Source organism: Pseudoalteromonas rubra, assembly GCF_005886805.2.
Taxonomy (GTDB): domain Bacteria; phylum Pseudomonadota; class Gammaproteobacteria; order Enterobacterales; family Alteromonadaceae; genus Pseudoalteromonas; species Pseudoalteromonas rubra_D.
The window spans coordinates 2,995,610-3,020,621 of the sequence record NZ_CP045429.1; the positions used below are offsets into that span (position 1 = coordinate 2,995,610).

General features: G+C 47.8%; 18 protein-coding genes and 9 tRNA genes. 2 read left to right on the forward strand and 25 right to left on the reverse strand.

The features are described from left to right. Positions 1 to 28 precede the first annotated feature (28 nt). The 24 genes from recD to aspS all read right to left on the reverse strand — a co-directional run bounded on the left by recD (position 29) and on the right by aspS (position 22,822). Positions 29 to 1,945 carry an exodeoxyribonuclease V subunit alpha gene (gene recD, locus CWC22_RS13000; RefSeq protein ID WP_138539525.1) on the reverse strand — a complete coding sequence of 639 codons (1,917 nt, stop codon included), beginning with the start codon at positions 1,943 to 1,945 and terminating at the stop codon, positions 29 to 31. Beyond that, entirely contained in the window at positions 1,945 to 5,481 is a 3,537-nt protein-coding gene (gene recB / locus CWC22_RS13005; protein ID WP_138539526.1) for an exodeoxyribonuclease V subunit beta, read from the reverse strand. The genes recD and recB overlap by 1 nt, the downstream gene beginning before the upstream one ends. Beyond that, entirely contained in the window at positions 5,468 to 8,767 is a 3,300-nt protein-coding gene (recC, locus tag CWC22_RS13010; RefSeq protein ID WP_138539527.1) for an exodeoxyribonuclease V subunit gamma, read from the reverse strand. The genes recB and recC overlap by 14 nt, the downstream gene beginning before the upstream one ends. A 155-nt stretch (positions 8,768 to 8,922) precedes the next feature. Next, positions 8,923 to 9,951: a GGDEF domain-containing protein gene (locus CWC22_RS13015; RefSeq protein ID WP_138539528.1), complete on the reverse strand. Its 1,029-nt coding sequence runs from the start codon at positions 9,949 to 9,951 to the stop codon at positions 8,923 to 8,925. A gap of 157 nt (positions 9,952 to 10,108) precedes the next feature. Beyond that, a tRNA-Ser gene (locus CWC22_RS13020) sits at positions 10,109 to 10,199 on the reverse strand. Between the two features lie 109 nt (positions 10,200 to 10,308). Further along, positions 10,309 to 11,352: a quinolinate synthase NadA gene (gene nadA, locus CWC22_RS13025; protein ID WP_138539529.1), complete on the reverse strand. Its 1,044-nt coding sequence runs from the start codon at positions 11,350 to 11,352 to the stop codon at positions 10,309 to 10,311. Positions 11,353 to 11,483: 131 nt separating this feature from the next. Beyond that, a tRNA-Lys gene (locus CWC22_RS13030) sits at positions 11,484 to 11,559 on the reverse strand. 36 nt (positions 11,560 to 11,595) lie between these two features. Beyond that, positions 11,596 to 11,671, reverse strand: a tRNA-Lys gene (locus tag CWC22_RS13035). A gap of 156 nt (positions 11,672 to 11,827) precedes the next feature. Continuing rightward, positions 11,828 to 11,903 (reverse strand) — tRNA-Lys (locus tag CWC22_RS13040). Between the two features lie 156 nt (positions 11,904 to 12,059). After that, positions 12,060 to 12,135: transfer RNA gene (locus CWC22_RS13045), tRNA-Lys, on the reverse strand. 156 nt (positions 12,136 to 12,291) lie between these two features. Next, positions 12,292 to 12,367: transfer RNA gene (locus CWC22_RS13050), tRNA-Lys, on the reverse strand. A 168-nt stretch (positions 12,368 to 12,535) separates the two neighbouring features. Beyond that, a tRNA-Lys gene (locus CWC22_RS13055) sits at positions 12,536 to 12,611 on the reverse strand. 35 nt (positions 12,612 to 12,646) lie between these two features. Next, a tRNA-Lys gene (locus CWC22_RS13060) sits at positions 12,647 to 12,722 on the reverse strand. Positions 12,723 to 12,757: 35 nt separating this feature from the next. Beyond that, a tRNA-Lys gene (locus CWC22_RS13065) sits at positions 12,758 to 12,833 on the reverse strand. A 158-nt stretch (positions 12,834 to 12,991) separates the two neighbouring features. Continuing rightward, complete coding sequence (ybgF, locus tag CWC22_RS13070) at positions 12,992 to 13,747, reverse strand: tol-pal system protein YbgF (protein WP_138537495.1); 756 nt, start codon at positions 13,745 to 13,747, stop codon at positions 12,992 to 12,994. Positions 13,748 to 13,762: 15 nt separating this feature from the next. Next, on the reverse strand, positions 13,763 to 14,296 hold the full coding sequence (gene pal / locus CWC22_RS13075; RefSeq protein ID WP_138537497.1) for a peptidoglycan-associated lipoprotein Pal: 534 nt from the start codon (positions 14,294 to 14,296) through the stop codon (positions 13,763 to 13,765). 41 nt (positions 14,297 to 14,337) lie between these two features. Further along, positions 14,338 to 15,696: a Tol-Pal system beta propeller repeat protein TolB gene (gene tolB, locus CWC22_RS13080; protein WP_138537499.1), complete on the reverse strand. Its 1,359-nt coding sequence runs from the start codon at positions 15,694 to 15,696 to the stop codon at positions 14,338 to 14,340. A 9-nt stretch (positions 15,697 to 15,705) separates the two neighbouring features. Beyond that, positions 15,706 to 16,647, reverse strand: a complete 942-nt coding sequence (gene tolA / locus CWC22_RS13085; protein ID WP_049866421.1) for a cell envelope integrity protein TolA — start codon at positions 16,645 to 16,647, stop codon at positions 15,706 to 15,708. Beyond that, a complete protein-coding gene (gene tolR / locus CWC22_RS13090; RefSeq protein ID WP_010382196.1) occupies positions 16,647 to 17,075 on the reverse strand; it encodes a protein TolR in 429 nt (142 codons plus the stop codon). The genes tolA and tolR overlap by 1 nt, the downstream gene beginning before the upstream one ends. Then, entirely contained in the window at positions 17,062 to 17,766 is a 705-nt protein-coding gene (gene tolQ / locus CWC22_RS13095; protein ID WP_010382197.1) for a protein TolQ, read from the reverse strand. Before tolQ ends, tolR begins: the two co-directional genes overlap by 14 nt. Before the next feature lie 985 nt (positions 17,767 to 18,751). After that, on the reverse strand, positions 18,752 to 19,759 hold the full coding sequence (ruvB, locus tag CWC22_RS13100; RefSeq protein WP_138537501.1) for a Holliday junction branch migration DNA helicase RuvB: 1,008 nt from the start codon (positions 19,757 to 19,759) through the stop codon (positions 18,752 to 18,754). 20 nt (positions 19,760 to 19,779) lie between these two features. Continuing rightward, the gene (ruvA, locus tag CWC22_RS13105; RefSeq protein ID WP_010382201.1) at positions 19,780 to 20,397 is read right to left on the reverse strand and encodes a Holliday junction branch migration protein RuvA; all 618 of its coding nucleotides are present in this window, start codon (positions 20,395 to 20,397) and stop codon (positions 19,780 to 19,782) included. 2 nt (positions 20,398 to 20,399) lie between these two features. Continuing rightward, positions 20,400 to 20,921 carry a crossover junction endodeoxyribonuclease RuvC gene (gene ruvC, locus CWC22_RS13110; RefSeq protein ID WP_010382203.1) on the reverse strand — a complete coding sequence of 174 codons (522 nt, stop codon included), beginning with the start codon at positions 20,919 to 20,921 and terminating at the stop codon, positions 20,400 to 20,402. A 125-nt stretch (positions 20,922 to 21,046) separates the two neighbouring features. Then, positions 21,047 to 22,822 (reverse strand): aspartate--tRNA ligase, encoded by a 1,776-nt coding sequence (gene aspS / locus CWC22_RS13115; protein ID WP_138537503.1) that lies wholly within the window; start codon positions 22,820 to 22,822, stop codon positions 21,047 to 21,049. A 178-nt stretch (positions 22,823 to 23,000) separates the two neighbouring features. Here aspS and CWC22_RS13120 point away from each other — a divergent pair, with 178 nt between their 5' ends. After that, entirely contained in the window at positions 23,001 to 23,849 is an 849-nt protein-coding gene (locus tag CWC22_RS13120) for a DUF72 domain-containing protein (protein WP_138537684.1), read from the forward strand. Positions 23,850 to 24,007: 158 nt separating this feature from the next. Here CWC22_RS13120 and CWC22_RS13125 read toward each other — a convergent pair whose 3' ends face one another. Next, a complete protein-coding gene (locus tag CWC22_RS13125; RefSeq protein WP_138537505.1) occupies positions 24,008 to 24,415 on the reverse strand; it encodes a GFA family protein in 408 nt (135 codons plus the stop codon). 71 nt (positions 24,416 to 24,486) lie between these two features. Between CWC22_RS13125 and CWC22_RS13130 the strand changes: the two genes are divergently transcribed. Next, on the forward strand, positions 24,487 to 25,011 hold the full coding sequence (locus tag CWC22_RS13130; RefSeq protein WP_138537507.1) for a M48 family metallopeptidase: 525 nt from the start codon (positions 24,487 to 24,489) through the stop codon (positions 25,009 to 25,011). Position 25,012: the final 1 nt, after the last annotated feature.

Sequence of the window (25,012 nt, forward strand, 5' to 3'; positions counted from 1 at the left end):
AAAAAACAAACAAGATAAAAACATAAATTTAACCAAAACATAACCTACCCGACATTCCTGAATGCCGTCCGGCTTGCGCTTGCATAGACAGTTGTAGTACTTGTGGCTGACAATTGAGCTCCAGATGTCGCTTTGCGCGTGTAATTCCTGTGTACACCAACTGGCGATTTACCCCTTTGCCTGCCCGCTGAATAGGCGGCAAAATAAGCGCGGTATAATCAAACTCCGATCCCTGCGACTTGTGGATCGTCATGGCATATACCAGCTCATAACTGGGCAGCCTCGCCGGGTAAAAGTGCCTGACAGTATTTTGCTCGTCGATAAAGGTTGCGTAGAGCTGACCTTGCTCATCAGGTAATAGAATACCAATATCGCCATTAAAGAGTTTTAGCTGATAATCATTTTGCGTGATCATAATCGGCATCCCGGCATAGAAACGGTTAAACGGCGCTATCAGTCCACGCTGAGCAAGCTTTTGTTCAATTCGCTTATTCAGCTCAGAAACACCATAAGGACCCTCTCTGACAGCAGCCAGCAGCTGATATTGACTAAACAGCCCGTGCACCTCCTCTGGCTCTCGTTTATCCACAATGGCAGCCAGGTATCGACTGTAATGATCAGCCGCTCGCTCCAAAAGCGCGTTGTATTGACTCACACTCAGCCCATAAAAACTCAAATCGCTGAAGCCATGGTTGATCACCTGTTGCAGTCGCTCGGGCTGGTTATGATTCACCGCACTCGCCAGCTGGCCGATCCCACTGTCACTTTTAAAGCGGTGGCTTTGTTGCAAAAACGCCGTGGCGTCAGCCAGTGCATAACGCGTTGCTTTACTTTTTAATAAGGCTTGCCCAGCAAAGCACACCTGATTTAAAAACGCCGCACGGCTGGCGGTATAGGCGGGTTGTGATCCCAGTTTCAGATGATTACACAAATCGCTCAGAATGCTCCCCGTATCGACCGAAGCCAGTTGATCTTTATCGCCCAACAGGATCAATCTGGCATGGGAAGGTAATGCCCTGACCAGCTTGCTCATCAAGGCCAGATCCACCATAGATGCTTCATCTACTATCAGCAAATCGATATGCAACGGGTTTTGTTCATGATGAATAAAACGATTGGTATGTGGGATCACGCCAAGCAAACGGTGCACTGTTTGCGCCTGTTCGGGGATCAGACTGGCCAGTTCGGGGGCCAACGCCAAACGCCCTTTCGCCCCAATAATTGATTCGCTGAGCCTGGCAGCCGCTTTGCCGGTTGGAGCCACCAGCTTGATACTCAGTGGCACCTCGGTATACAGAGATTGCAAGATAGCCAATAACTTAGTCACGGTAGTGGTTTTACCGGTTCCCGGACCTCCAGTGATCACGCAAAACCCGCTCGATGCAGCCATTGCACAAGCGACCTTTTGCCAGTCTACCCCCTCAGCATTGCCACTGGGAAAATACTGATCCAGCAACCCACTTAATTGTGATTCATTCAGTTGGATAGGTTGCCGGGCCATCTGTAAAAAACGACTACTCAGGTACGCTTCATATTCTGCTAATCGCGCCAGGTATAACCGGCCTGAAAATAACCTTAACGGCTTGTTTTCTCCTACCGCAGGGTGTGATTGCAACGCACCGAGGGCAGCATCCGGACTATCAAACGGCGTGTAGGGCAAAGCATGCGCTGCGCCTGACATACCCGCAAATACCGTCATCTCTTCAGCACTCAACGAAAAGGGGTTCTGCCAGTCGATGTCTGCCAGCAATAAACAGGTATGCTGACTTTGTTCAGCCCGTTGCAGCAACAAAACAAGATAGAATACCGCATCATACTGCTCCTGACACAACAGCTTTGCCAGGGCGACATCGGCAGCACGCACGCGCTGGGTATGTACCAGCAGCGCAATATATGCCTGGTGATCCAAATCATCAGACTGAAATTCAAACATCCCCTGTGTCATTATTGTTCTCCCGCATCAAATAAGGCGTCCAATTGCAATAACGTTCTTTCATCCAGTTGCGTAAAGAAGCAACCGGCACCGTCTGGTAATGCACGCAAAAACAAATAATACACGCCGCCGAGGTGCTGCTGAGGGCTGTAGTCTGTAAGACGGTGCTTTAGTAGTCGATGTAAAGCAACAGAATAGATCAGATATTGAAGATGGTATTGATGCGAGCTCATCGCCAGGGCCAGATTGTCAGCCTGATAGTCTGCCGCCGTATCACCCAGATAATTTGATTTATAATCGAGGATAAAATATCGCCCCTGCCAGACAAAAATCAGATCGATAAAGCCTTTTAACATGCCCTGCACCTCATCAAAGCGCAAATGGCTGGGCACACCTGTGATTTGCGCAACCAATTTATTTAGCCGGGTATAGGACAAACGTTTCAGGGGTAGCTGAAACTCCATTTCTACCAGGCAGTCAGATACTGACAACTGACCCAGAGTCAGCTCTGGTAAGGGCATTAGGGGCGCATTTAAACACCCCTCGATCCAATGCTCAAGCGTTTCCTGCCAGACAGTGTCCAGGTGATATTTCTCCAGGCAAGTCTGAGTCGCCTCGGCCAGAGTCAGTTTGTCCGGCCGGGTGGGCGCGTGTGGCGCTGTGAAATCAATCTGCTCAAAGATTTCGTGTAAACAGCTCCCCGCCCGGGCACCTTTCACAAAAGTATAGGGGGTGTAACGCTTGATCACACTGGACTCAGGCAAATCTATTTTATGGTTTTCATCCTGTGCACCCACAGGCCGATCAGCACTTGTCTCATGATAACTCAGCTGACTAAAGCTGGTCATTCGCCAGTTTTGTTCAATCACCACTTCGACGGCTCGACTTTGCAAACGCTGAGGTGACTCTGTCCGCTCTGGTTGATAAACACAAGGTGCGACCTGCAATGACTGATAAGCCATCCCCTCATGGACTGAACATAAGCTGCGTAGCTGTTCATGCCACTGTGCAGCATCGGTAATTTTATCGGTGCCAAACAGCACGTGCCCTAGCGCACATTGCTGGATCCCTGGCTTTTTGCTGCGCCCCAGTGGCAAGTTATACAAACCGAGGCTGCAAAAATGAATCGCCCGTGTTAACGCCACATAAAGCAGCCGAATATCCTCTGCAAGGCGTTCCCGCTCAGTGCTTTGCCGTGCGCTATCGTCGGCATCCAAATCCAGCACCAACTCCCCATTATCATGGTAAATTGCTTCGCTGGCCTCCCGATAAGCACTGGCAAAAGGCAGGTAGACCAGCGGGTATTCCAATCCTTTAGAAGCATGCATTGTGACAATTTTAACCAGATCGGCGTCACTCTCCAGGCGTAACTGGGTGCCCTCATAGCTAGGATTAGCGCACTGAGATTGTAACCAGCGCATGACCCGCTGCGTTCCTTCAAGTTCGATCTGTTTATGTTGCAACAACTCGGCAAGGTGGCGATAATCAGTCAGCCAGCGCTCTACTTCAAAGCCAGCTTGCTGCCACAGTCTGACTAATTGGTTGTCTACCAGTAAAGACTCCAAAGTTGCCATGGCTCCCTGTTGATACCAAAGCTGTTTCAAGTGGGCAAACTGCATCAGATAACGCTGCCACTGCCCTTCCTGGGTACGCAATGCAAAAATTTGCTGTTCACTCAATGCAAACAAAGGCCCGGCCAGTACGCCACGCAAAGCGGCTTCATCATAACTGCCATGCACCACGTGTAATAACTGCCACACAGCAACGGCCACGGGCTGCGAAAAAACACTGTCCCGGGCCAGGTATACGCTGCTCACGCCTGCCGCCTGTAAAGCGTGCTTAATAACGCCCGCTTCTCCCCTGTCACGAACCAGTACACAAATATCTGCTGCCAGCACAGGTCGCTGACCTATACAAGCATGCCCTTGCTGAGCCTTTGTGAGGATCTGCGCAATCTGTGCGGCAAATCCCTGCGCCAGCAGTGGGTAGGCCGTGGCTTTGGTCGTAACGGGCGAATCGTCGTCCTCGAGTACGTTGAATTGCAGGGCCGCAGGTTCAACACCATCCAGGGTAAACGTATTGTCGGCGTCTTTACCTGCCGCCTCAACTTCAATAAAAGGTATGTCGCGATTGAATATAAAACTATCTGCCTGCGCAGTAAAAATCGCATTTACGGCAGCAACTACCCGCTTGGCTGAACGATAGTTCTTATCCAGTGTGAATTGCCGGGCTTCGTCGACCTGATGTTTGGCACCGATATAGGTGAAGATGTCCGCCCCCCGGAAGCCATAAATGGCCTGTTTCGGGTCGCCTATCATGGTCAGGCCGCAACTGCTGTCAGTGCCATAGACGCGTGAAAATATGCCAAACTGGATCGGATCTGTATCCTGAAACTCATCAATCATAGCGACCGGATAGAGCTGTGCAATTTTCTCTGCCAGCGCCTCACCTTGTGCGCCATGCAATGCTTGATGCAAATTCTGAAGCAGATCATCCGGCGAGATCAGGCTGTGTTCGAGCTTAGCCTGCGCCATCAAAGCGCGCACTTCATTCAATGCATGTTGCAATAACGCAATAGGCAGCCCCTTTGCAACACTTTGATGTAATTGTGCCATTTCATCAAACCAGCTCATCGCCGGATGCACAATCGGCTTACCCGTTTTAGTGTAGTTCTTCGGATCACTTAATTGCGCTTCTCCCCATAAAGCAAAGGAATGTTTACTGGTACCAAACTCAAAATACCAGCCATCCCCCATACAGTAGTCGATTAACGCCTGGATATTGGCAGGTCGTCCGGGCGCTTTATTCTTCGCAATGCCAGAGTCGCGCAGCACCTGAAAAAAGTCTGAGTTTAACAGTTGCTGTTTAAACTTATCTGCACGGCTTTGATATTCGGCCCTTTGCGCCAGCACAACTGCCAGATCCAGTTCTGGCTGTAATCGGGCGTCACCGCGCTTGAGCAAGGGATAGAGGCGTTTTGCCAGCGCCTGTGGGTGAGAGAAATGTGATAAAACCAGCTCAGTTTTGTCTGAATCTAACGGGTAAACAAAGCGCCGCCAGTGATCCTCCACTGCCGCGTTAAATAACTCGCTGTCATCCAGGATAAATTCCAAATTAAAGCTGAGGTTAGATTCAAATGCATGCTGCTTGAGCATACGCTGGCAAAAGCCGTGAATAGTAAAAATGGCCGCCTCATCCATGGACTTAGCGGCAGCATCCAGCAAGTGATACGCAGCTTCCTGATCAACCACTTGTGCCAGCAACTCAATGATCAGCTTGTCATTGCATTCGCTACCCAACAAAGCATCCCGTGTCTGCACGATCCGTTTGCGTACCCGATCTTTGATCTCCTGGGTGGCAGCATCGGTAAACGTCACCACCAGGATTTGCTCAACACTAAGGGGGGTAGTTTGGGTCTGGTTATCAATTAACCCCAGTAAGTAACGCAAATACAAACCTGTGATGGTATAAGTTTTGCCAGTTCCGGCACTGGCCTCAATCAGGTTATGGCCCGACAGAGGCATGGTTTGGGGATCAAGCCGTCTCATAGCGGGTCTCCTGTGCAAGATCAATAAGGGGAGTCAGCAGATCACTACTCAACTGAACAAACTCAGCTTCACAAGCCTGTAAAGACGGGAAGCTCAAAGCGACATAAGGATCTTCACTGTCACCAAACCCTATGTACTGACCACCCACAAATTTATTCAGGGCTTTGCTCATATCTTGCGTTTTACAATATTCGTAACTGGTAGCCGGGAAAAACGGCACAGCCCGGGTAACCAGCTGGGCATAAAACGCCAGCCATTTTGACAGCTGCTTATGTGCCTCATCATGGCCAAGCGGCGCAAACACAACTTGCTCGTCCAGCCCATAAATATGAGTTTCTATATCCTGGGTCACGCAGTTAGCTATCAAGTGCATCAGATAGCCACGGATCCGATCTTTACCTTTGATGCTGGCTGTACGATAAAATACCTGTTTGCTCTGATAGACATTGGCAAGCCAGCCGAGTAACTGGGTTGTACCAATTCGCAGCGATACCTCTATGGGTTCCACATGCTCCGTCATAACGTCTTTTAAACGCCCCGACATGGCAGCAACACGCCCTTTGAGCTTTTGCAGTTCCACCACCCCCACATTGGCCTGTGGCAGCTGAGCTCGCTGCAGCAGCTGGGCTTCAGGCAAAGGGGCATCGTTCAGTTCACTGTGCAAAATTTCATCCAGATATTGATAGCGCGTCAGAGGGTCTAAGGCAAATGGTTCACTGTCTGGTGTGTCCTCTTCCAGCATGACCAGACGTACGCCCAGAGTATGCTGATAAAACCAGCGCTGCGGTGCCAGACAAGCGCGCAAAAAATCGGGTAATTCCAACTCTTCATCCAACTCAACCTCAATAGCAGACTCGGTGTTCTGTTGCGCCACTTCAGTGTGTTTCTCACTGTTTGACGGACACCAGTTGGGATTGAAACTGTGCAAAGTGCCTGGCAGATAATGCTGATTGCTGAACGGCTGCAAAGGGGCCTGACGATATACCTGCTCACTGGGTTTGAGTGACTCATCAGGATAGCAAAAAGCGCGGTCCAGATATTCGCATAACTCGCTGACCAGAATGGACGGTACCTGAGGCTCATTGTTATAACATGAGCGTCCCAGATAACTGATATAGAGATGCTGGCGTGCACTGAGCAACGCTTCTAAAAACAAATAACGGTCATCCAGCTTACGAGAGCGGTCACCTTTACGACGACGCGAATACGGCACTAAATCAAAACCAATGGGCTGCACTTGTCGCGGATAATCGGCGTCATTCATACCCAACAAGCAAACAACTTTAAACGGCACCGCCCGCATCGGCATCAGGGTACAAAAGTTCACCGCACCGGCCAAAAACCTTTGTCCGACGCCCTTATCTTTTATTCCCTGACGAACTTGATGCAACACAATTTTAGCGTCAACGGCACCGGCAAAATCGCCATTCTCATGGTGCTTTTCCAGTCCGTCGATCACCTTATGCAACTGCATCAGATCCCAGCTCTGCTCTGTGTCCTGATCGTAAAAGTCTGCCAGCATCTGTCTCAACACTGCGCATTTCTCATCGAGCGGTGTTGCGACTAATAGCTGCTCGCGCGCCTGCGCCAGCGCTTCAATAAAAGCAATGAGCTTGCTCAATGTATTCACTGCCATGCCTTCTACCGCGTCTGCCGGGTATATCTCATTATACGCCGTCAGTTCATCGGCACTGGCAATACCCAAAAGCAATCGTTTAAGACCATGCTGCCAGGTATTGAGGGCAATTTCCGGCAATCCATAATCACCTTTATGTTCACCATTGAGTCCCCACTTTACAGCCACCTGCTGAAGCCAGGTCTGGATCTGAACAAACTCGCTCTGCTCAACAACAAAGCGGTTACTGATGGGTTCAACCCCCAACAGGTCCAGTATATCCGACACACTAAAACGACTAAATGGCAGGCCAACCAGTGTTACAAACGAGTTCAGTACAGGCTTTTCTTGATCTATGCTCATATCGGCCAGTGCAAAAGGTATTTTTCTCACCCCTGATGCACTGCCAAATACGGCTTCAATATAAGGACTATAAGTGCCTACGTCTGGCATCATGACGATGATGTCTTTTGGCGTCAGTGTCGGGTCTTCATGAAACAAACCCAGCAAATGATCATGCAACAGCTCAACTTCACGCAAAGGGGTATGGCAGTCACACAGTAGTAACGAGCTGTCCGCCTGCTCTATGGTCAGGCGCCCTTGGGCACTTACGTACCAATTTGGATCATCGACCAGGGATTCCCCCTTAAAAGCAAGTTGATATATTTCCCGCTGTAACTGAGCCAGCAAACTGTCGCCAAACTGGTCAACAAAGCCATCCAGCCATCGTGCATCTGTTTGTAATAGCTGCTCCAGATAATCTCGGCCTAGCTTACCCCAGGAGGACAACAAGGGGTTGCCCGTATTGTAATAGCTGGCTTCCCCGGATTGTTTTTGCAGCTGGGCATCCACTGCTGGCCTTACCCGATACTTGGCAAGGATCTTAGCCTGGGTTTTCTCATCAACCAGATCGCCCCAATAGTGCTCACTGGGATTAAAAAAGAACAGTATGACATCACTCTTTTGCGCCAGTGCAGTAAATATCTCTAACTGGTTAGTCGCCATGGCAGAAAGACCGAATATGCAGATCCGCTCAGGTAAGGTTGTCGGGTCGGCTTCGGCCAGTTTTGTCAGCAATTGCTGGTGCATATTTGCCCGGTTATAGGGGCTTTGTCCCAGCTGATGGGTGTGTGCTACCAATATCCGCCACAGATCAGGTTGCCAGGGCGCGATATTAATATCGACATCCTCAAGCGTATCCATGCCTTGCTCCCACTGTTCTAACCAGTTTGGCCGGTACATCAAATATTGGTCATACACGTCGGCAATTTTCTCACACAACGCAAAGCGCTTTAGCTCACTTTGTGACTGGTCACTGGCATCCTCTAGGTAGGCTCTGAGCGGCTCGTAAAGCGGATTTGAGAGCTGCTGTGGCAGCAAAGTGAAAAGCTTCCAGCTCATGTTATTTTTATTAAACGGCGACTCTTTCGGTACATCTGGCAAAAACTGTTGATACAGCTGCCAGATAAAGCTCAGTGGCAACGGAAACTCAACCTGTGCGGCATACCCAATATCCCGGCTCAGTCCATTCTTGAGCCACTGAGACATACCTGGCGACTGCACCAGTACAATGTCATTGGCAAAAGGATCCGTAAGCGGAGCCTGCTTCAATAATGTCGTAAATTGCGCTTGAAGGGCTTCCATGCGATTTGATTGGATTATATGCAACATAATGATGTCTCTGGCTTTTTAACCAAGTATTCGGGCTTTGGTCAGTGTAAGAGATTTCGCAGGCCAATATCAACGTGCCTGATTGCCTGTAACCTGAGGAAAATGAGTCAAGGGCGCGGTAACTGAATGGTGTTACCGCTGAATGTGCGAGCCGCTTAAAACAAGTCGATCCCGGAGCCTTCGTCATGGCGCTCCAGTTTATGTTCATTTAACAGCGCCTCAAAGAATGCCAGCTGGTCACGACCATTTTCTTTCGCATAGTACAAAGCTCTGTCTGCATTCTCCAATACATTGATTGGGAAATCATAAGGGCTGATCCGCGCAAGCCCGGCACTCACCGTAAGCTTCTTAACAAACGGAAAGTGCGTATTACGAATAAGCGCTAAGAACTTTTCTAGTTTTGCCTCAATGGACGCCTGATCCGTGGGTTCAAACACTAAGACAAACTCTTCGCCACCAAAGCGAAATAACAAGTCCGTTGAACGGAAGAACTGTTGCATTTTTTGCGTAACCAACAGGAGCACTTCATCGCCGCAGACATGACCATAGTTGTCGTTCACTTGTTTAAAGTGATCTATGTCTACCATAGCTAACCAGGATGTGGCGCCCTGATGGAATGTCCGTGGGTCCTGATCATCGCGAATGTGGCGATTTTGTTTTATGACTTGCTTCTCTAGCAGCTGCTTGAGTTTCTTTTCAAAGGTCTGACGATTCAATAACCCAGTTAGCTTGTCCCGCTCATTTTCGTGCAATATAGTCAGATAATTTTCGTAAATGCGCACAAAGGCGTTAAGCAGTACCTGCTCACTGCTATTCAGACCACCTGAGTGCACTTCTATCGCGCCTACCGGTGTTTCATGAATGTTGATAGGCAACCAGCGCTTTTCTATGCCATCGGCGCTTTGCACCGTAATGATACAGGACGACTGCAAACAAGAAATCAGCTCAGACTGAGGCTGCTCAATCACTTGCCTGTCGAGCCATTCAAATTCCCGCTCACCATGCATGGTTAATCCAATGCTTCGCTCTACCGCAAGGTCTTCCTGAGTATTAAAGTTTTTATACACACACAAATGCTTACACCCTACCAGCTCCTGAATCGTCGAAAGCAGGCTGTACTCGAGTGAATCTATGTCTCTTGTTTTTGTTATTTTGATGACTGAATTGAGTAGTTCTTCTTGCATTGGATATTCGCAGACTCGATTAATGCCGAATATAGTAACGGCTTTTTAGCCAACTGTGTACTACCAAGTATAACGTCACCAGAAACTATTAGGCGCCAAGACAGGGAAAAGTAAAACGCAAAAAGGCGTCCGATGGACGCCTTTTTTAAATTAGGAATGGCGGAGAGAGAGGGAGTCGAACCCTCGATACGCTATAAACGTATACACGAGTTCCAGTCGTGCGCCTTAAGCCACTCAGCCATCTCTCCGCACTGTAGCACCGCTAAGGTGCGGCGCTAATACTATGAAAAGTGTACCACTTTAGCAAGTAATTTTTGTAAAAACACGGCTAAGTGCTTAGTATCTAAGCAACTTGACCTACTTTTGCAAACTTGCTGAGAAGTCCAGCATGCGATTCAATGAGCGCAAAGCACCTTCACGTAGTTCCATATCAACGAAGACTTCTTTGCCACTTGGATCGATCAACGCTTCTTCTATGGCTTTGAGACCATTCATCGCCATCCACGGACAATGCGCACAGCTCTTACAGGTTGCGCCTTCACCCGCAGTAGGTGCTTCAAAGAATTCTTTTTCAGGACACAGTTGCTGCATTTTGTAAAAAATACCGCGGTCAGTCGCAACGATAAACTTCTGATTTGGCATATCCTGTGCAGCTTTAATCAACTGGCTTGTTGAACCAACGGCATCTGCTAGGTCAACAATTTCAGCCGGCGATTCAGGGTGTACCAACACTGCAGCATCCGGATGCAATGCCTTCATGTCTTTCAGTGCCTTGGTTTTGAACTCATCGTGAACGATACAGGCACCGTTCCACATGATCATATCCGCGCCGGTTTTCTTTTGAATGTAAGAACCCAGGTGTTTATCCGGGCCCCAGATAATTTTCTCACCTTCAGAATCCAGGTGCTCTACAATCTCAAGTGCACATGACGAAGTCACAATCCAGTCAGCACGCGCTTTCACCGCGGTTGAAGTGTTTGCATACACAACCACTTTTCTGTCCGGGTGTTGATCACAAAATGCAGAAAACGCATCGATAGGACAGCCTACATCCAGTGAACAGGTTGCTGCCAGAGTTGGCATAACAACGGTTTTTTCTGGTGTCAGGATCTTGGCCGTTTCACCCATGAAGCGTACACCAGCAACGATGATCATATCAGCATCTTGTTGCTTGGCACCAAAACGTGCCATTTCCAGTGAATCAGCGACACATCCGCCCGTTTCTTCAGCCAGAGCCTGAATCTCGGGATCGGTATAGTAATGGGCAACCAAAACAGCGTTCTTTTCTTTTAACAACGCTTTAATTCTGGCTTTATATTCGACTTGTTCCTGCTTAGTTAAAGGGGCAGGTTTTGGAGGAAAAATATAATCCTCCGGCATAATTTGTTCTGCTAGACTCATTCTCTCGACCACTAGTCCACATATACGGGATATCCGCGAATTATACGAAAATCGGGGCGATAATCCTAGTTGAAGTCGATATTTTGAAGGAATATTTAAAAGATTATGATAAAGGAGAGAAGTAACAAGAATGGTGGGTCATGATGGACTCGAACCATCGACCAATGGATTAAAAGTCCACTGCTCTACCAACTGAGCTAATGACCCGCTCGACGATACTTAAATAATACACCAAATTTGAAATGGTGGGTCATGATGGACTCGAACCATCGACCAATGGATTAAAAGTCCACTGCTCTACCAACTGAGCTAATGACCCGCTCGGTGTTAAAGTGCCATTAAGTCATCCTGACGATTGGGCCCGGCTTGTCGTCCTGACTCGCGTTCGAAAACTGCGAAGCTGTGCTTCGTTTTTCTCACCCAACTGAGCTAATGACCCGCTCGAAGATACTTAAGTAATACACCAAATTTGAAATGGTGGGTCATGATGGACTCGAACCATCGACCAATGGATTAAAAGTCCACTGCTCTACCAACTGAGCTAATGACCCGCTCGGTGTTAAAGTGCCATTAAGTCATCCTGACGATTGGGCCCGGCTTGTCGTCCTGACTCGCGTTCGAAAACTGCGAAGCTGTGCTTCGTTTTTCTCACCCAACTGAGCTAATGACCCGCTCGAAGATACTTAAGTAATACACCAAATTTGAAATGGTGGGTCATGATGGACTCGAACCATCGACCAATGGATTAAAAGTCCACTGCTCTACCAACTGAGCTAATGACCCGCTCGGTGTTAAAGTGCCATTAAGTCATCCTGACGATTGGGCCCGGCTTGTCGTCCTGACTCGCGTTCGAAAACTGCGAAGCTGTGCTTCGTTTTTCTCACCCAACTGAGCTAATGACCCGCTCGAAGATACTTAAGTAATACACCAAATTTGAAATGGTGGGTCATGATGGACTCGAACCATCGACCAATGGATTAAAAGTCCACTGCTCTACCAACTGAGCTAATGACCCGCTCGGTGTTAAAGTGCCATTAAATCGTCCTGAAGATTGGGCACGGCTATCGGTTAGCGTCGTCGTCCTGACTCGCGTTCGAAAACTGCGAAGCGGTGCTTCGTTTTTCTCGCCCAACTGAGCTAATGACCCGCTCGAAGATACTTAAGTAATACATCAAATTTGAAATGGTGGGTCATGATGGACTCGAACCATCGACCAATGGATTAAAAGTCCACTGCTCTACCAACTGAGCTAATGACCCGCTCGAAGATACTTAAGTAATGCACCAAATTTGAATGGTGGGTCATGATGGACTCGAACCATCGACCAATGGATTAAAAGTCCACTGCTCTACCAACTGAGCTAATGACCCGCTCGGAGTTACTTAAGTTATAGACCAAATTTGAATGGTGGGTCATGATGGACTCGAACCATCGACCAATGGATTAAAAGTCCACTGCTCTACCAACTGAGCTAATGACCCACTAAATTGTTTCGCTGCAAGAAGTGTGTAACACTATCGGCTGCTGCGGGCGCTTATAATACTTATTTAAAAATCTTGTGCAACCGAAATCGCCTGTTTTTTTCAATTTTCGCGTCTAAGCGCCTAATTTTAAATCACTCTGAGAAAAATTCAGCCATTTATATTTCGCTGAGTCGTTCTGTCGCCAGTTTTGCCGCTGTGGTACTGGGGTATTCTTTAATTAAATTCTCAAACAGAACCTTTGCTTCAGCAGATTGCCCCACTTTTTGTAGTAAGGTTCCCAGCTTTAACATCGCATCAGGTCGCTTATTTGAGTCAGCAAACTGATCAACCACTGTACGGAAGTGCACCATGGCCTGAGCATCCTGATTCTTGATAGACTGAAGCTGACCCAACCAGTAATGTGCATTAGGAATATAGACAGAATTTGGGAACTGCTTTAAGAAGCCTTCAAATTCAGGAATAGCAGCATCGTAGCGCTTATCTTTCATGATCAAAGCAACCGCTCTGTCATAGGCTTCATTTTCAGATAAGTCCGTGCTCACAGCCTGCGCAGTTGCACTATCAGGCGTCACAACGGGTTGCAGCTGCTTGCTTTGCTCATAGACTTGGGTGACACGTGTTTCGATTTCCTGGTACAGCTCACGTTGGCGCTGCAGTACTTTTTCGAGCTTGTAACTTTGTTCCTCTGTCACACCACGGATCTGGCTCACTTCGTCCTGAAGTTGATCAAGTTGCGTTTGCAGCTCAGCCTGGATCAGGTTGCGGTTACGCATTAAATTTTCAAGCACAGACAAACGTTGTTCAATAGTTTGGGTAGCACCAGCAGCATCAGATACAGCAGCGGGAGCTGCCCACAATTGGGAGCTCCCGCTGACTAAGATGATGGCTGCCAAAATAGTATTCGGCTTCATAGCATCTCTTTACAATTAGTATACCAGTACCGCACGGCGGTTCTTAGCAAAAGCTTCTTCGTTGCGCGCTTTGTCCATTGGTTTCTCTTCACCATAGCTTACAACAGAAATCTGGCTGTCAGATACACCCAGGCTCTGCAGATACTTAGCAACGGCTTTACCACGGCTTTCGCCCAATGCGATGTTATACTCAGGTGTACCACGCTCATCGGCATGACCTTCAATCAGTACTTTTACGCTTGGGTTTTTAACCAGGAAATCAGCGTGTGCTTGTAGCAGCTCCACAAATTCGCTGCGTACAGTAGACCGGTCAAAGTCGAAGTATACGATCTGCTCTTGACGCAACGCTTCATACTTTTCTTTCAGTAGCTCTTCTGCTGATTTTTGGCGTGTTGCTGTGTTCACATCAACGTTGCTGCCATTGTTTGCAGTAGCTGCGTTTGTTTCGCTGCCAGCACCTTCACCTGTGCCCGATGAAGAGCTACATGCAGCCAGCGTCATCACAGGCAACGCGACCAAAAGGGCCTTGAGAGTTTTGTTAAGTTGCATCGAGTATATTCCTATATCTTTTATAAGTCTTACCAGCAAAATTACTGTAAAAATGGCGACCAAGCTGGTGCCTTAACCTGTCCGTCTAATACCGGCAAGCGAGCCTTAAAGCGGCCATCCATCGACACCAACGCCAGTACCTGCTTATTATTATGCAAGGTACTATAAATAATCATAGAGCCGTTCGGCGCAATACTCGGTGATTCATCGAGTCTGGTGCGCGTTAATACCTGAAACAGCCCAGAATCCAATTCTTTCTTGGCAATATGGTAACGGCCTAATGTACGATTTACCATTACCAGTTGTTTACCATCTGGCGTGATTGACCCAGCTAAGTTCATGTCGCCGTCAAAAGTTACACGCCGTGATCTTCCTGTATCTAAATTTAACTTATATATCTGGGCATTACCACCCCTTTCAGATGTATAGACTATTTCTTTGCCATTTGGGTGCCAGGTTGGCTCAGTATCTATACTACGGTGCTTAGTCAGACGTCTTTCTTTACGCGTTTCAAGGTCAATCAAATAGACTTCTGTTGCGCCGCCTTTATCTTTTGACAACACGATCAGCATTTGTGTGCCGTCCGGAGAAAACTGCGGTGCACCATTGATCCCGGAATAACTGGTTAAGATCTCACGCTTACCCGTATAAATATCTTGAATATAAATTTGTGATTGACGATTCTCAAACGTGACATACGCCAGTTTGTTACCATCCGGTGACCAGGCCGGCGACATCAAAGGCTCTTTAGAGCGCAACAGCACCTGTTCATTGTAGCCGTCATAATCTGCCACAACCAGCTGATAAGGTTTATCCTGCTCTTCACGAACAATGACATAGGCAATTTTAGTACGAAATGCGCCTTTTTCACCCGTCAGAGATTCGTAAACAACGTCGCTGATCTGATGCGCATAATAGCGAAAGCTCTGCGCATCAATAACACTCTGGCGCGCCTCCAGGATATGATCCTGGCTTTTCATCAATTTGCCATTGGTCATCATGCGCGTTTCACCACCGGTGATTTGAGCACGGATCACATCGATCAGCTCATATTTCACCAGGTAACGATTCGCTGGCTGTTGAGTAATGGTGCCCACAACAACGGCTTCGACACCCAGTTCAACCCAGGCGTCGTAGTCTACTTCTTCATCCGTTGTTGGTAGCTGAGGCATTTGTTCCTCTGCCACCGGCTTAAACTTACCACTGCGGATCAAATCCGCTGCAATCACTGAACTCAGCTCAGCAGGTGCTTCGCCATTGCCAATGTATTTAAACGGAGCTATCGCAATCGGTCGGGCACTGTCGACCCCTTCTGTAATTACGATCTCCAGTGCGGCGTAGGCGACACCCTGCGCAGCGAAAGCCAGAACCAAGAGTAAATTTCTTAAATGGTTGTACATGGTCTTCCTTTATAGAGTTGGTTTAATCGTCAGGTTAATATTCTTAAGCTGTTCGAAAACATCTTTATTTTCAGAAACAGGTAACGTATCCGCCATTCGCACTGCTCGTAAAGCCGCTTCACACACCAGTTTATCACCACCGAGTGACTCTGCTTGTGTCACCAGGCCATTGAAGCCCAGACGAATATTCAGACGACACTGTTTACCCTTCATTTTCTCGTCGATCAACAGGTTAGATTGGATCCGCTGCATGATCAGTGCTTTGTACTTGTCGACTTCCGTCAGGATCTGTTGCTGGCGGACCTTGGCTCTGGCGGCTTGTTCCTGCGCCAATTGCTCCTGCAGCAATTGCTCTTGCAAAGCTTTTTGGCGTGCTTCTTCAGCAGCCTGAGCCTTACGTTTAGCTTCTTCTTCTTGTTGCTTGCGCTTGGCTTCCGCCTGTCTCAACCTGTCTTCCTCAGCTTTACGCTTTTCGGCAGCGGCTTTAGCGGCCTGCTCAGCGGCATGGGCTTCCTGTCGGGCTTTTTCAGCCTGCTGACGCTCTTTGTTTTGAATTTCCTGGGCACGTTTCGCCTGCGCTTCTGCCTTACGCTTTTCTTCAAGCTTAGCCAGACGCTGTTGCTCAAGTTTCTTGATCCTACGAGCTTCAGCTTCACGGTCTTTACGTGCCTGAACAGCACGGCGCTCTAAATCACGGATCCTTTTCTCTTCGGCTCGTTTTTGTTGCGCTTCTTTTTCACGTAACTGGGCAATCTTCTTTTCTACAGCCTGCTGGTCAACCGAGATCGCTGACACGGCTTTGACTTCTTCAATTTCATTAACGGCCGGATTAAGCTGAACTTCCATCACACTGGGGCTGGAAAACTGGAAATTAGCCGTTGCAAACAATAACCCGGCTATCGCGAAATGAAGTAAAAATGACTTAAATATGCCGCTGGTTAAAGCATCCATTAACTGTCCTCAAACGATTTAGTCATTAGCCCAACAGACGGCACACCGGCATTTTTCAAAAAGTCCATGAGTAACAGAACTTCCTGATATGACACATGCCCTGAGCCTTTAATCATCACCGGGGTCTCCGGATTTTGCTGTAACTTCAGCTTAATAATGGCTGCCACTTCGACGGCATCCATTGGTGCTTCCGGATCGGTTCCTACAGAGACGTAGTAACGGCCCTCAGCATCGATACTGGCGATAATGGGTGGCGCGTCTTTGGTGTCTACCAGATCTGACTCCTCCATCTGCGGTAAGTCCACTTTAACACCATGGGTGATCAGCGGCGCCGTTGCCATAAAGATAATTAACAGAACCAGCATAACATCAATGTATGGCACCACATTGATCTCTGCGACAGGGCGGCGTCTCTTATGCTGATACATTTTGCTTAGCCTCAGTTAAGCTGGCAGCCTGGCGATGCAGAATATTGGCAAACTCTTCCATGAAGTTGATGTAGTTTGACTCCAGCTTTTCTACATTCTTTGCAAAGCGGTTATATGCCATGACCGCCGGAATAGCCGCAAACAGACCCATGGCCGTAGCAATCAAAGCTTCAGCAATACCAGGCGCAACCATTTGCAACGTTGCCTGCTTCACTTCACCCAGCGCAATAAATGCATTCATGATCCCCCAAACAGTACCGAATAGGCCGATGTAAGGGCTGATAGAACCCACCGTTGCTAAAAATGACAATCCGGATTCCACTTTCTCAACTTCACGGGACAGAGCCACACGCATAGAGCGGTGTGTCCCTTCTATGATCATGCTCGCCGATCCTGTGTTTTGTTTCTTGTGACGTGCAAATTCTTTAAACCCGGATACGAATAGCGCCTCTAAGCCACTAGAGCTGCCCGCTCTGGCCGTAATTTCATTATATAACTTGCCCAAATCCATTCCCGACCAGAACTTTTGTTCAAATTTCTTCGCATCTGCCAGAGACTGCGCCAGTATGCTGCGGCGCTGAAAAATAATGGCCCATGAAGCAACCGACATGCCGACCAGTGTCAACATTACAAGTTGCACGAGAATACTGGCTTCTAAAATGAGATCTACGAAATTAAGTCCCGATTCCACGTTGTTATACTCCTAGAAAATAATTGTGTTCTCGGCCAAGGCAGCCGTCACCGTATTGACTGTAAGCCAGCAAAAAGGTTCAGGTAGTTTAACCACACTAATAAGGGCTTACAATCTCAATGCCGTAAAATCCACTTAAATGCCGATAATTCGCACATTCAGCCCCTTGACGCTTTATTTTGGCCCGATTGACGGACCTACACTCAACATCGGCGCAAATACAGCCCACACAAAACCCCACCTACATAGCCCACGGTTAGCAGTAAAACCGGCCTATAACAAAGTGAACTAGAACCCTTAATTGCAAAGCCTAACGCGTGTTTGTGACAGAAAATTAATGTGGTCGGAACAGTACAGCGTTGAGCGTGTTTATTTATTTATGCAACCTGCATAAAAGTAAAGTTTTATTCACTATCTCCGAATAAACCCTCAAAAAACGATTGGTAATACCAATTAACAACAAATAATCTAATATTCACAAATTGAGTATAATAAAGACAAAACCTTATTTTACATAAACTTATAAAACATCATCAGTTTATGTTTTGCTCAATCAGGGGCTGTAAAAACTCATCGCATTAGTTTTTTTTATAACAAAACTGCAATTTTTCTAGTTTGATAAAATCCCTCAGGCGCCTTATTATACTCCCCGTACTGAGCGAGCAGCATCTCTCAATGCAAATGCACAGTTACTTAGGCCGCAGAAGTCTGATTTATTCTGCAGTCATGATGAGGAAGTTTTGGATAACACCTTAATGTACTCATCTGTTCCCTGGATTACTTCCTTCAACTTGTTGTTTTCGCCCGCACACTGTGCGGGCTTTTTTTTGTCCGCAATTTACCAACACATCAGATTCTTGATCCGCTTAAAATAAATGAAGCAAAATGAGCACGAAATGAATACGGGTGCGGAAATAGGAGGGAAAGACCCAGGCAACGCGTTGCACGCTGCCAGTCAGGTCGTTTGAGGGTATAACATTATGCGTTAGTCGTCTGGTTTCACTAAGTCAAAATGCAGATAAGCCCTGTCTGATACGATCCGCCCTCTGGGTGTACGCTGAATAAAACCCTGCTGGATCAGATAAGGTTCTATCACATCTTCTATGGTTTCACGCTCTTCACCTATGGCCGCAGCCAGGTTATCCAAACCCACAGGCCCCCCCGTGAACTTTTCAATGATTGCAAGTAAGTACTTACGATCCATGTAATCAAAACCACATTTGTCAACGTCGACCATATCCAGCGCCTGACTGGCAATCACTTCATCGACACTGCCATCTCCTTTTACCTGAGCGAAGTCCCGGACACGTCTTAGCAAACGGTTGGCAATACGCGGCGTACCACGCGCCCGTTTGGCCACTTCAACCGCCCCGGCGTCACTGATCTCAAGATTCAAGAAATGTGCAGAGCGTGACACAATCGATGCCAGCTCAGCCACAGAATAAAATTCCAGACGTTGTACAATGCCGAAACGATCTCTCAGCGGTGAGGTCAGTGATCCTGCTCGGGTCGTAGCCCCCACAAGCGTAAAAGGTGGCAAGTCCAGCTTTATTGAGCGGGCTGCCGGCCCTTCACCAATCATAATATCGAGCTGGTAATCTTCCATCGCGGGGTAAAGGATCTCTTCAACCTGAGGACTCAGACGATGTATTTCATCAATAAACAACACATCCCCTTGCTCCAGATTGGTCAGCATTGCAGCAAGGTCGCCAGCTTTTTCAAGCACAGGCCCTGAGGTGGTTTTAATATTCACCCCGAGCTCATTCGCCACAATATTTGCCAAGGTCGTTTTACCCAACCCCGGCGGACCAAATATCAGCAAGTGATCGAGTGCTTCTTCACGACTGCGCGCCGCTTCAATGAAGATTTCCATTTGCTGCTTGACATGCTGCTGACCGGTATAGTCCGCCAACAACTTAGGTCGTATTGCTCTGTCTACGGCCTCTTCACTGCCCTGAACTTCCGGCTCTATGAGTCTGTCTGCTTCAATCATAATTACCTAATCAGCCTTTCTTACATCATAGATCTCAGGGCTTCTTTGATCAGCCCTTCGGTATCCATGCCTGGTTTACTCACCGCTTTCAGTGCTTTTTGCGCTTGTGCAGGTTTATAGCCAAGTGCTAACAATGCTGCCAGCGCATCGTCTTCAGGCGTATTCGCCACAGTGGGATCTTCCTGAGGTGCTAAGATGGCGTTATCGCTGAATGGAGTCAACAAATCATGACCAAAGTTCTTCAACTTATCTTTCATCTCAAGCACCAGCCGCTCAGCCGTTTTCTTGCCTACACCCGGAATTTTCACCAAAGTAGACGCATCGCCCTGATTGACACACTGTACAAACTGCTCCGCGGACATACCCGACAAAATCGCCAGTGCCAGTTTAGGGCCAACCCCATTGGCCTTGATCAACTCGCGAAACAACGCCCGCTCAGTTTTATGGTTAAAGCCAAACAGTAATTGTGCATCTTCGCGCACCACAAAATGAGTATAGATGGTTGCTTCATTACCCGCCTGAGGTAACTCATAAAAGCACGTCATCGGCATTTGCACTTCATAACCGATCCCACTTACGTCTAACAGGATCTCTGGTGGTTGTTTTTCTACCAGAATACCTTTGAGTCTGCCTATCATAATTACCTCAATCTTCCTCGTACGGTTTTTTTCGCGTTACCTGCCAGCTTGATCAGGTTTTGCTCTGAATGTGCATGACAAATTGCAATGGCCAGCGCATCAGCAGCATCGGCCTGGGGAGTGCCCGGGAGTTTTAATAGTCGCTTAACCATTTCCTGAACCTGAGACTTATTCGCTCCGCCGGTGCCAACAACGGCTTGTTTGACCTGCCGGGCTGAGTATTCAAAGACCTCAATCTCGTTCATAGTGGCTGCGACAATGGCTGCACCGCGTGCCTGACCAAGCTTTAAAGCTGAATCAGGGTTATGTGCCATAAAGACTTGCTCAATCGCAAATCCCTGCGGGTTAAACTGTTCGATGATCTGGCTTACGCCCTGATAAATCATCTGTAGTCGTTGTGGAAATGGCTTATCACCAAGCCGAATACAACCGCTGCCCAGATACTGAAACTGACTGCCTTGACGCTTAACTACGCCGTACCCGGTCAGCCTGGAGCCTGGATCTATGCCTAAAATTACTGCCAAGGCGCATACTCTCGTTGTTTTTTCGCTATCATGCCAAAATACTGTATGAATTTCCAGTTATCTGTACGACTCGCAGAATAAAAAAAAGCGGCTTAGTCGCCGCTCTTTCATGCTATTCGCTGTAATTATTCAGCATCTTTTTGCTGCGCGGTTACTGTCACCGCGAGCTCTTTTAGTGCATCCGGATTAGCGACGCTAGGGGCATTGGTCATCAGACATGATGCCTGAGTCGTTTTCGGGAACGCAATCACATCACGAATGTTGTCTGTACCACACAGCAACATGACCAGACGATCCAGACCAAATGCCAGACCTGCATGTGGTGGCGTACCGTACTTCAGTGCATCCAGCAGGAAGCCGAACTTGTCTTGCTGCTCTTGTTCATCAATACCCAGGATACGGAAAGCCGCCTGCTGCATATCGTTGTTGTGGATCCGCACAGAGCCACCACCGACTTCGTAACCATTCAATACCATGTCATAGGCATCTGAAATTGCACCAGCCGGATTGGCTTCCAGCTCTGCCGCTGAAATATCTTTTGGTGCCGTGAACGGATGGTGTACTGCGTGCAGGTTACCTTCGTCGTCTTCCTCAAACATTGGGAAATCAACAACCCACAGCGGTGCCCACTGTTTCAGGTTTGTCAGCTCAAGGTCCAGGCCCACTTTCAGACGCAGTGCACCCATAGCTTCGTTAACAACATTACGCTTATCTGCACCAAACAGGATGATGTCGCCAGTCTGCGCATTTGTGCGCGCCAGGATCCCTTTGATCACTTCTTCGTTCAGGAACTTGGCAATCGGTGACTGAATACCTTCAAGGCCAGCGTCCAGATCGTTCACCTTCATCCATGCCAGGCCTTTTGCCCCATAGATACCCACAAACTTTGTATACTCATCAATTTGCTTACGAGACAATGACGCACCACCCGGTACAGTCAACACAGCCACACGGCCTTTCTCGTCATTTGCAGGGCCGGCAAGTACTTTAAACTCAACGTCCTTAACCAGATCAGCAACATCAATCAGCTCCAACGGGTTACGCAAGTCAGGCTTGTCTGAACCATATCGACGCATTGCTTCTTCGTAGCTCATTACCGGGAACTGACCCAGATCTACCTCAAGCAGTTCCTGCCACATTTCGCGGATCAAACGCTCAGTGATATCACGCACCTGATCAGATGTCATGAACGACGTCTCTAAATCGATTTGTGTGAATTCAGGCTGGCGATCCGCACGTAAATCTTCGTCACGGAAACATTTCACGATTTGATAGTAACGATCAAAGCCAGACATCATCAACAACTGTTTAAACAGCTGAGGCGATTGTGGCAATGCATAGAAACTGCCTTTATGTACACGGCTTGGTACCAGATAATCACGCGCACCTTCAGGGGTTGCTTTAGTCAGTACCGGCGTTTCTATGTCCAGGAAGTCATTGCTATCCAGGAAGCGGCGCACAAAGCTTGATGCTTTAGCACGCAGTTTAATGCGATCGCTCATTTCAAGACGACGCAGGTCAAGATAGCGATAGGTCAGGCGACGCTCTTCTGAGTTTTCCTGGTTAAAGTCCAGTGGCAGTGGCTCAGCGCGGTTAATAATTGTCAGACCAGTACCGAGGATCTCTACTTCACCGGTCGCCATATCCTGATTGATTTGGCTCTCAGGACGCGCACGAACTGTACCTGTCACTTTAACACAGAACTCTTGACGCAATGTGTTAGCAACATCCATCAGGCCATCTACTTCTGGATCAAACACAACCTGGACCAAACCTTCGCGATCTCGCAGATCAATGAAGATCAGGCCACCCAGATCGCGACGTTTGTTGATCCAGCCACATAGCTCCACTTCCTGACCTACATGGTCCTTGTTTAATTTTCCGCAGTATATTGAGCGCATAATAATCCTATTTGCCTACTTACTCTAAAGGGCATAATGAATGATAAATTTAATCGCCAATTATATAAAATTGCCACGCTTTGTCATCCCACAAAGGCCGGATTCTTTCGCTGTTACGATTTTTTCTCCATCCGGACTTTGTTAGACTCCAACGCAAAGCAATATGGGAGCGAATGAGATGCTGTATTTGGGGTGCCCTCAGTGGAGCGCAGCACACTGGAAAGGCCGTTTTTTTACGAGTGACTGTAAAACCGCAGATATGTTGCGCGAGTATGCACAGATCTTTAATAGTGTAGAGGGCAATACCAGCTTTTATGCCAGCCCTAAGCCAGAAACGATCACAGCCTGGTCAAACGCCGTACCTGACACCTTTCGCTTTACCTTTAAAATCCCGAAACACATTTCTCACGAGCTGGCTTTAAGCCAATGCCAGCAAGAACTCAAGCAGTGGCTCAATTTATTCGAGCCACTCTTTTCACGCCTTGGCATGGTTATGCTACAACTCCCGGCCAGTTGCAGCCCCGAGTACCTCACCCGTATTGCAGACTTCATAACACAAATGCCAAAAGAACTAACATTGGGTATTGAAGTCAGACACCGGGATTTCTTTGCCAAGGGAGACGCGGAAAAACGCTTTAACCAGCTCTTAATGCACGCAGGTGTCAATCGTATTATCATGGACACCCGGCCGTTATTTAGTGAGCCTCCGGCAACCCCCGCCATCATTGATGCTCAGCAAAAGAAACCTCGGGTACCCGTAAATGTCATCGCCACTTCTCAGGCACCGATGCTGCGCTTTGTTGGCTGCTCAGATTTAACAGCTAATCGCGCATTTTATGCGCCCTGGCTTAACAAAATTCGCGTCTGGTTGAATGAAGGCCGCACACCTTATGTGTTTTTTCACACTGCTGACAACCACGATGCCCCGCTGCTAGCCAGACAGTTTATTCAAGATCTGGGGATACCACATCAAGTGCTGGACCCATTTCCTGCTGAACGTCAGCCCCAACAACATACTTTAATTTGACCACTTGAGAGTAAAAAAACAATAAGAACAATATTATGCAATTAAAATTCAAAAAAGTCGGTAAAACAGCTCTCTGATGAGCAGTCGGTATTGCCAGCAAAAGCGGCACTACAAAAAGCAGGTACGCGCATCGATAGCTGTGCTGCGTGGCCTGCTTATCATTCTCTGCCCGGCTCTTTAGCCTCATAGCGAGGTAAGCTGGCATCCAACTCTTCCCAGTTTGCTTTCGACGTCACATAATTATGCGACATAGGTCGTTCCGAAATATCAGAATCAAGAAGCCCGAGCCGCAGCCTGAGCTTGTGAGGGTTGTCCTCATTGGAACTGAATAAAGGCGATGCACAAACCCCACAAAAATGCCGTAGTCTGCCGGGTTTAAAAGCATAATGACGAATATGTTCCGCTCCGGAGACGATCTGCAGTGCATCACGATCGACAAATCCATTCGTCGCATAAGCTGTGCCCGAGGATTTACGGCACAAAGAACAGTGACAATGAATGATGCTCGAGATGGATCCGTTTAACTCCAGTTTAACCGCACCACATAAACAACTGGCCTGATACATTTATTATTATTCCTGTTATGATCATGAGCCAACTAGCTTAGAATGTTTGTTTCCGGATTACTACCGCCATCATGAACTATTTGCAGTACTTTCAACACTATCCGCCCAGCTTGCAAGCACAGATCAAGGCCTTGCTGGAGCCCAATAAACTCACTAACTATTTTAGACATAAATATCCACAAGGCCATCAGCTGCAACATACACAGGCACTTTACGATTACTGTCATGTTTACAAAAACAAATACCTGAAAAATGTACCCCGCCTACATAGAGTCAACTATGCAAAAGGCCGGGATCTAATGACGGGAACTCTGGGACATCACAGCCAGACGCGCAAGCAACATGGCGGAAAAGTCAAAATACGCTATGAAATTGTACTTTCTCAGCTGGTGAAACATGCTCCGGAGGCGGTATTAAGAGCACTGGTTGTTCACGAGCTTGCACATTTTAAAGAGTTGGATCATAACAAAGCATTTTATCAGCTTTGTTGTCATATGGAGCCAGATTATCATCAACTGGAGCTGGATCTCAGGCTGTTTATTGTACTAGATAAACTGGGCAGTAACTTTTATCAAAGCCCCGCCCAGCGCCTTTAGC

What these genes read in the sequence shown, in the direction of transcription:
- nadA (WP_138539529.1), bottom strand. Translation starts at nt 11,352, where the DNA reads ATGAGTCTAGCAGAACAAATTATGCCGGAGGATTATATTTTTCCTCCA.
- CWC22_RS13130 (WP_138537507.1), top strand. Translation starts at nt 24,487, where the DNA reads ATGAACTATTTGCAGTACTTTCAACACTATCCGCCCAGCTTGCAAGCA.
- tolA (WP_049866421.1), bottom strand. Translation starts at nt 16,647, where the DNA reads ATGGATGCTTTAACCAGCGGCATATTTAAGTCATTTTTACTTCATTTC.
- aspS (WP_138537503.1), bottom strand. Translation starts at nt 22,822, where the DNA reads ATGCGCTCAATATACTGCGGAAAATTAAACAAGGACCATGTAGGTCAG.
- pal (WP_138537497.1), bottom strand. Translation starts at nt 14,296, where the DNA reads ATGCAACTTAACAAAACTCTCAAGGCCCTTTTGGTCGCGTTGCCTGTG.
- CWC22_RS13125 (WP_138537505.1), bottom strand. Translation starts at nt 24,415, where the DNA reads ATGTATCAGGCCAGTTGTTTATGTGGTGCGGTTAAACTGGAGTTAAAC.
- recB (WP_138539526.1), bottom strand. Translation starts at nt 5,481, where the DNA reads ATGAGACGGCTTGATCCCCAAACCATGCCTCTGTCGGGCCATAACCTG.
- CWC22_RS13015 (WP_138539528.1), bottom strand. Translation starts at nt 9,951, where the DNA reads ATGCAAGAAGAACTACTCAATTCAGTCATCAAAATAACAAAAACAAGA.
- recD (WP_138539525.1), bottom strand. Translation starts at nt 1,945, where the DNA reads ATGACACAGGGGATGTTTGAATTTCAGTCTGATGATTTGGATCACCAG.
- ruvB (WP_138537501.1), bottom strand. Translation starts at nt 19,759, where the DNA reads ATGATTGAAGCAGACAGACTCATAGAGCCGGAAGTTCAGGGCAGTGAA.
- recC (WP_138539527.1), bottom strand. Translation starts at nt 8,767, where the DNA reads ATGTTGCATATAATCCAATCAAATCGCATGGAAGCCCTTCAAGCGCAA.
- CWC22_RS13120 (WP_138537684.1), top strand. Translation starts at nt 23,001, where the DNA reads ATGCTGTATTTGGGGTGCCCTCAGTGGAGCGCAGCACACTGGAAAGGC.
- ruvA (WP_010382201.1), bottom strand. Translation starts at nt 20,397, where the DNA reads ATGATAGGCAGACTCAAAGGTATTCTGGTAGAAAAACAACCACCAGAG.
- tolR (WP_010382196.1), bottom strand. Translation starts at nt 17,075, where the DNA reads ATGTATCAGCATAAGAGACGCCGCCCTGTCGCAGAGATCAATGTGGTG.
- tolB (WP_138537499.1), bottom strand. Translation starts at nt 15,696, where the DNA reads ATGTACAACCATTTAAGAAATTTACTCTTGGTTCTGGCTTTCGCTGCG.
- ybgF (WP_138537495.1), bottom strand. Translation starts at nt 13,747, where the DNA reads ATGAAGCCGAATACTATTTTGGCAGCCATCATCTTAGTCAGCGGGAGC.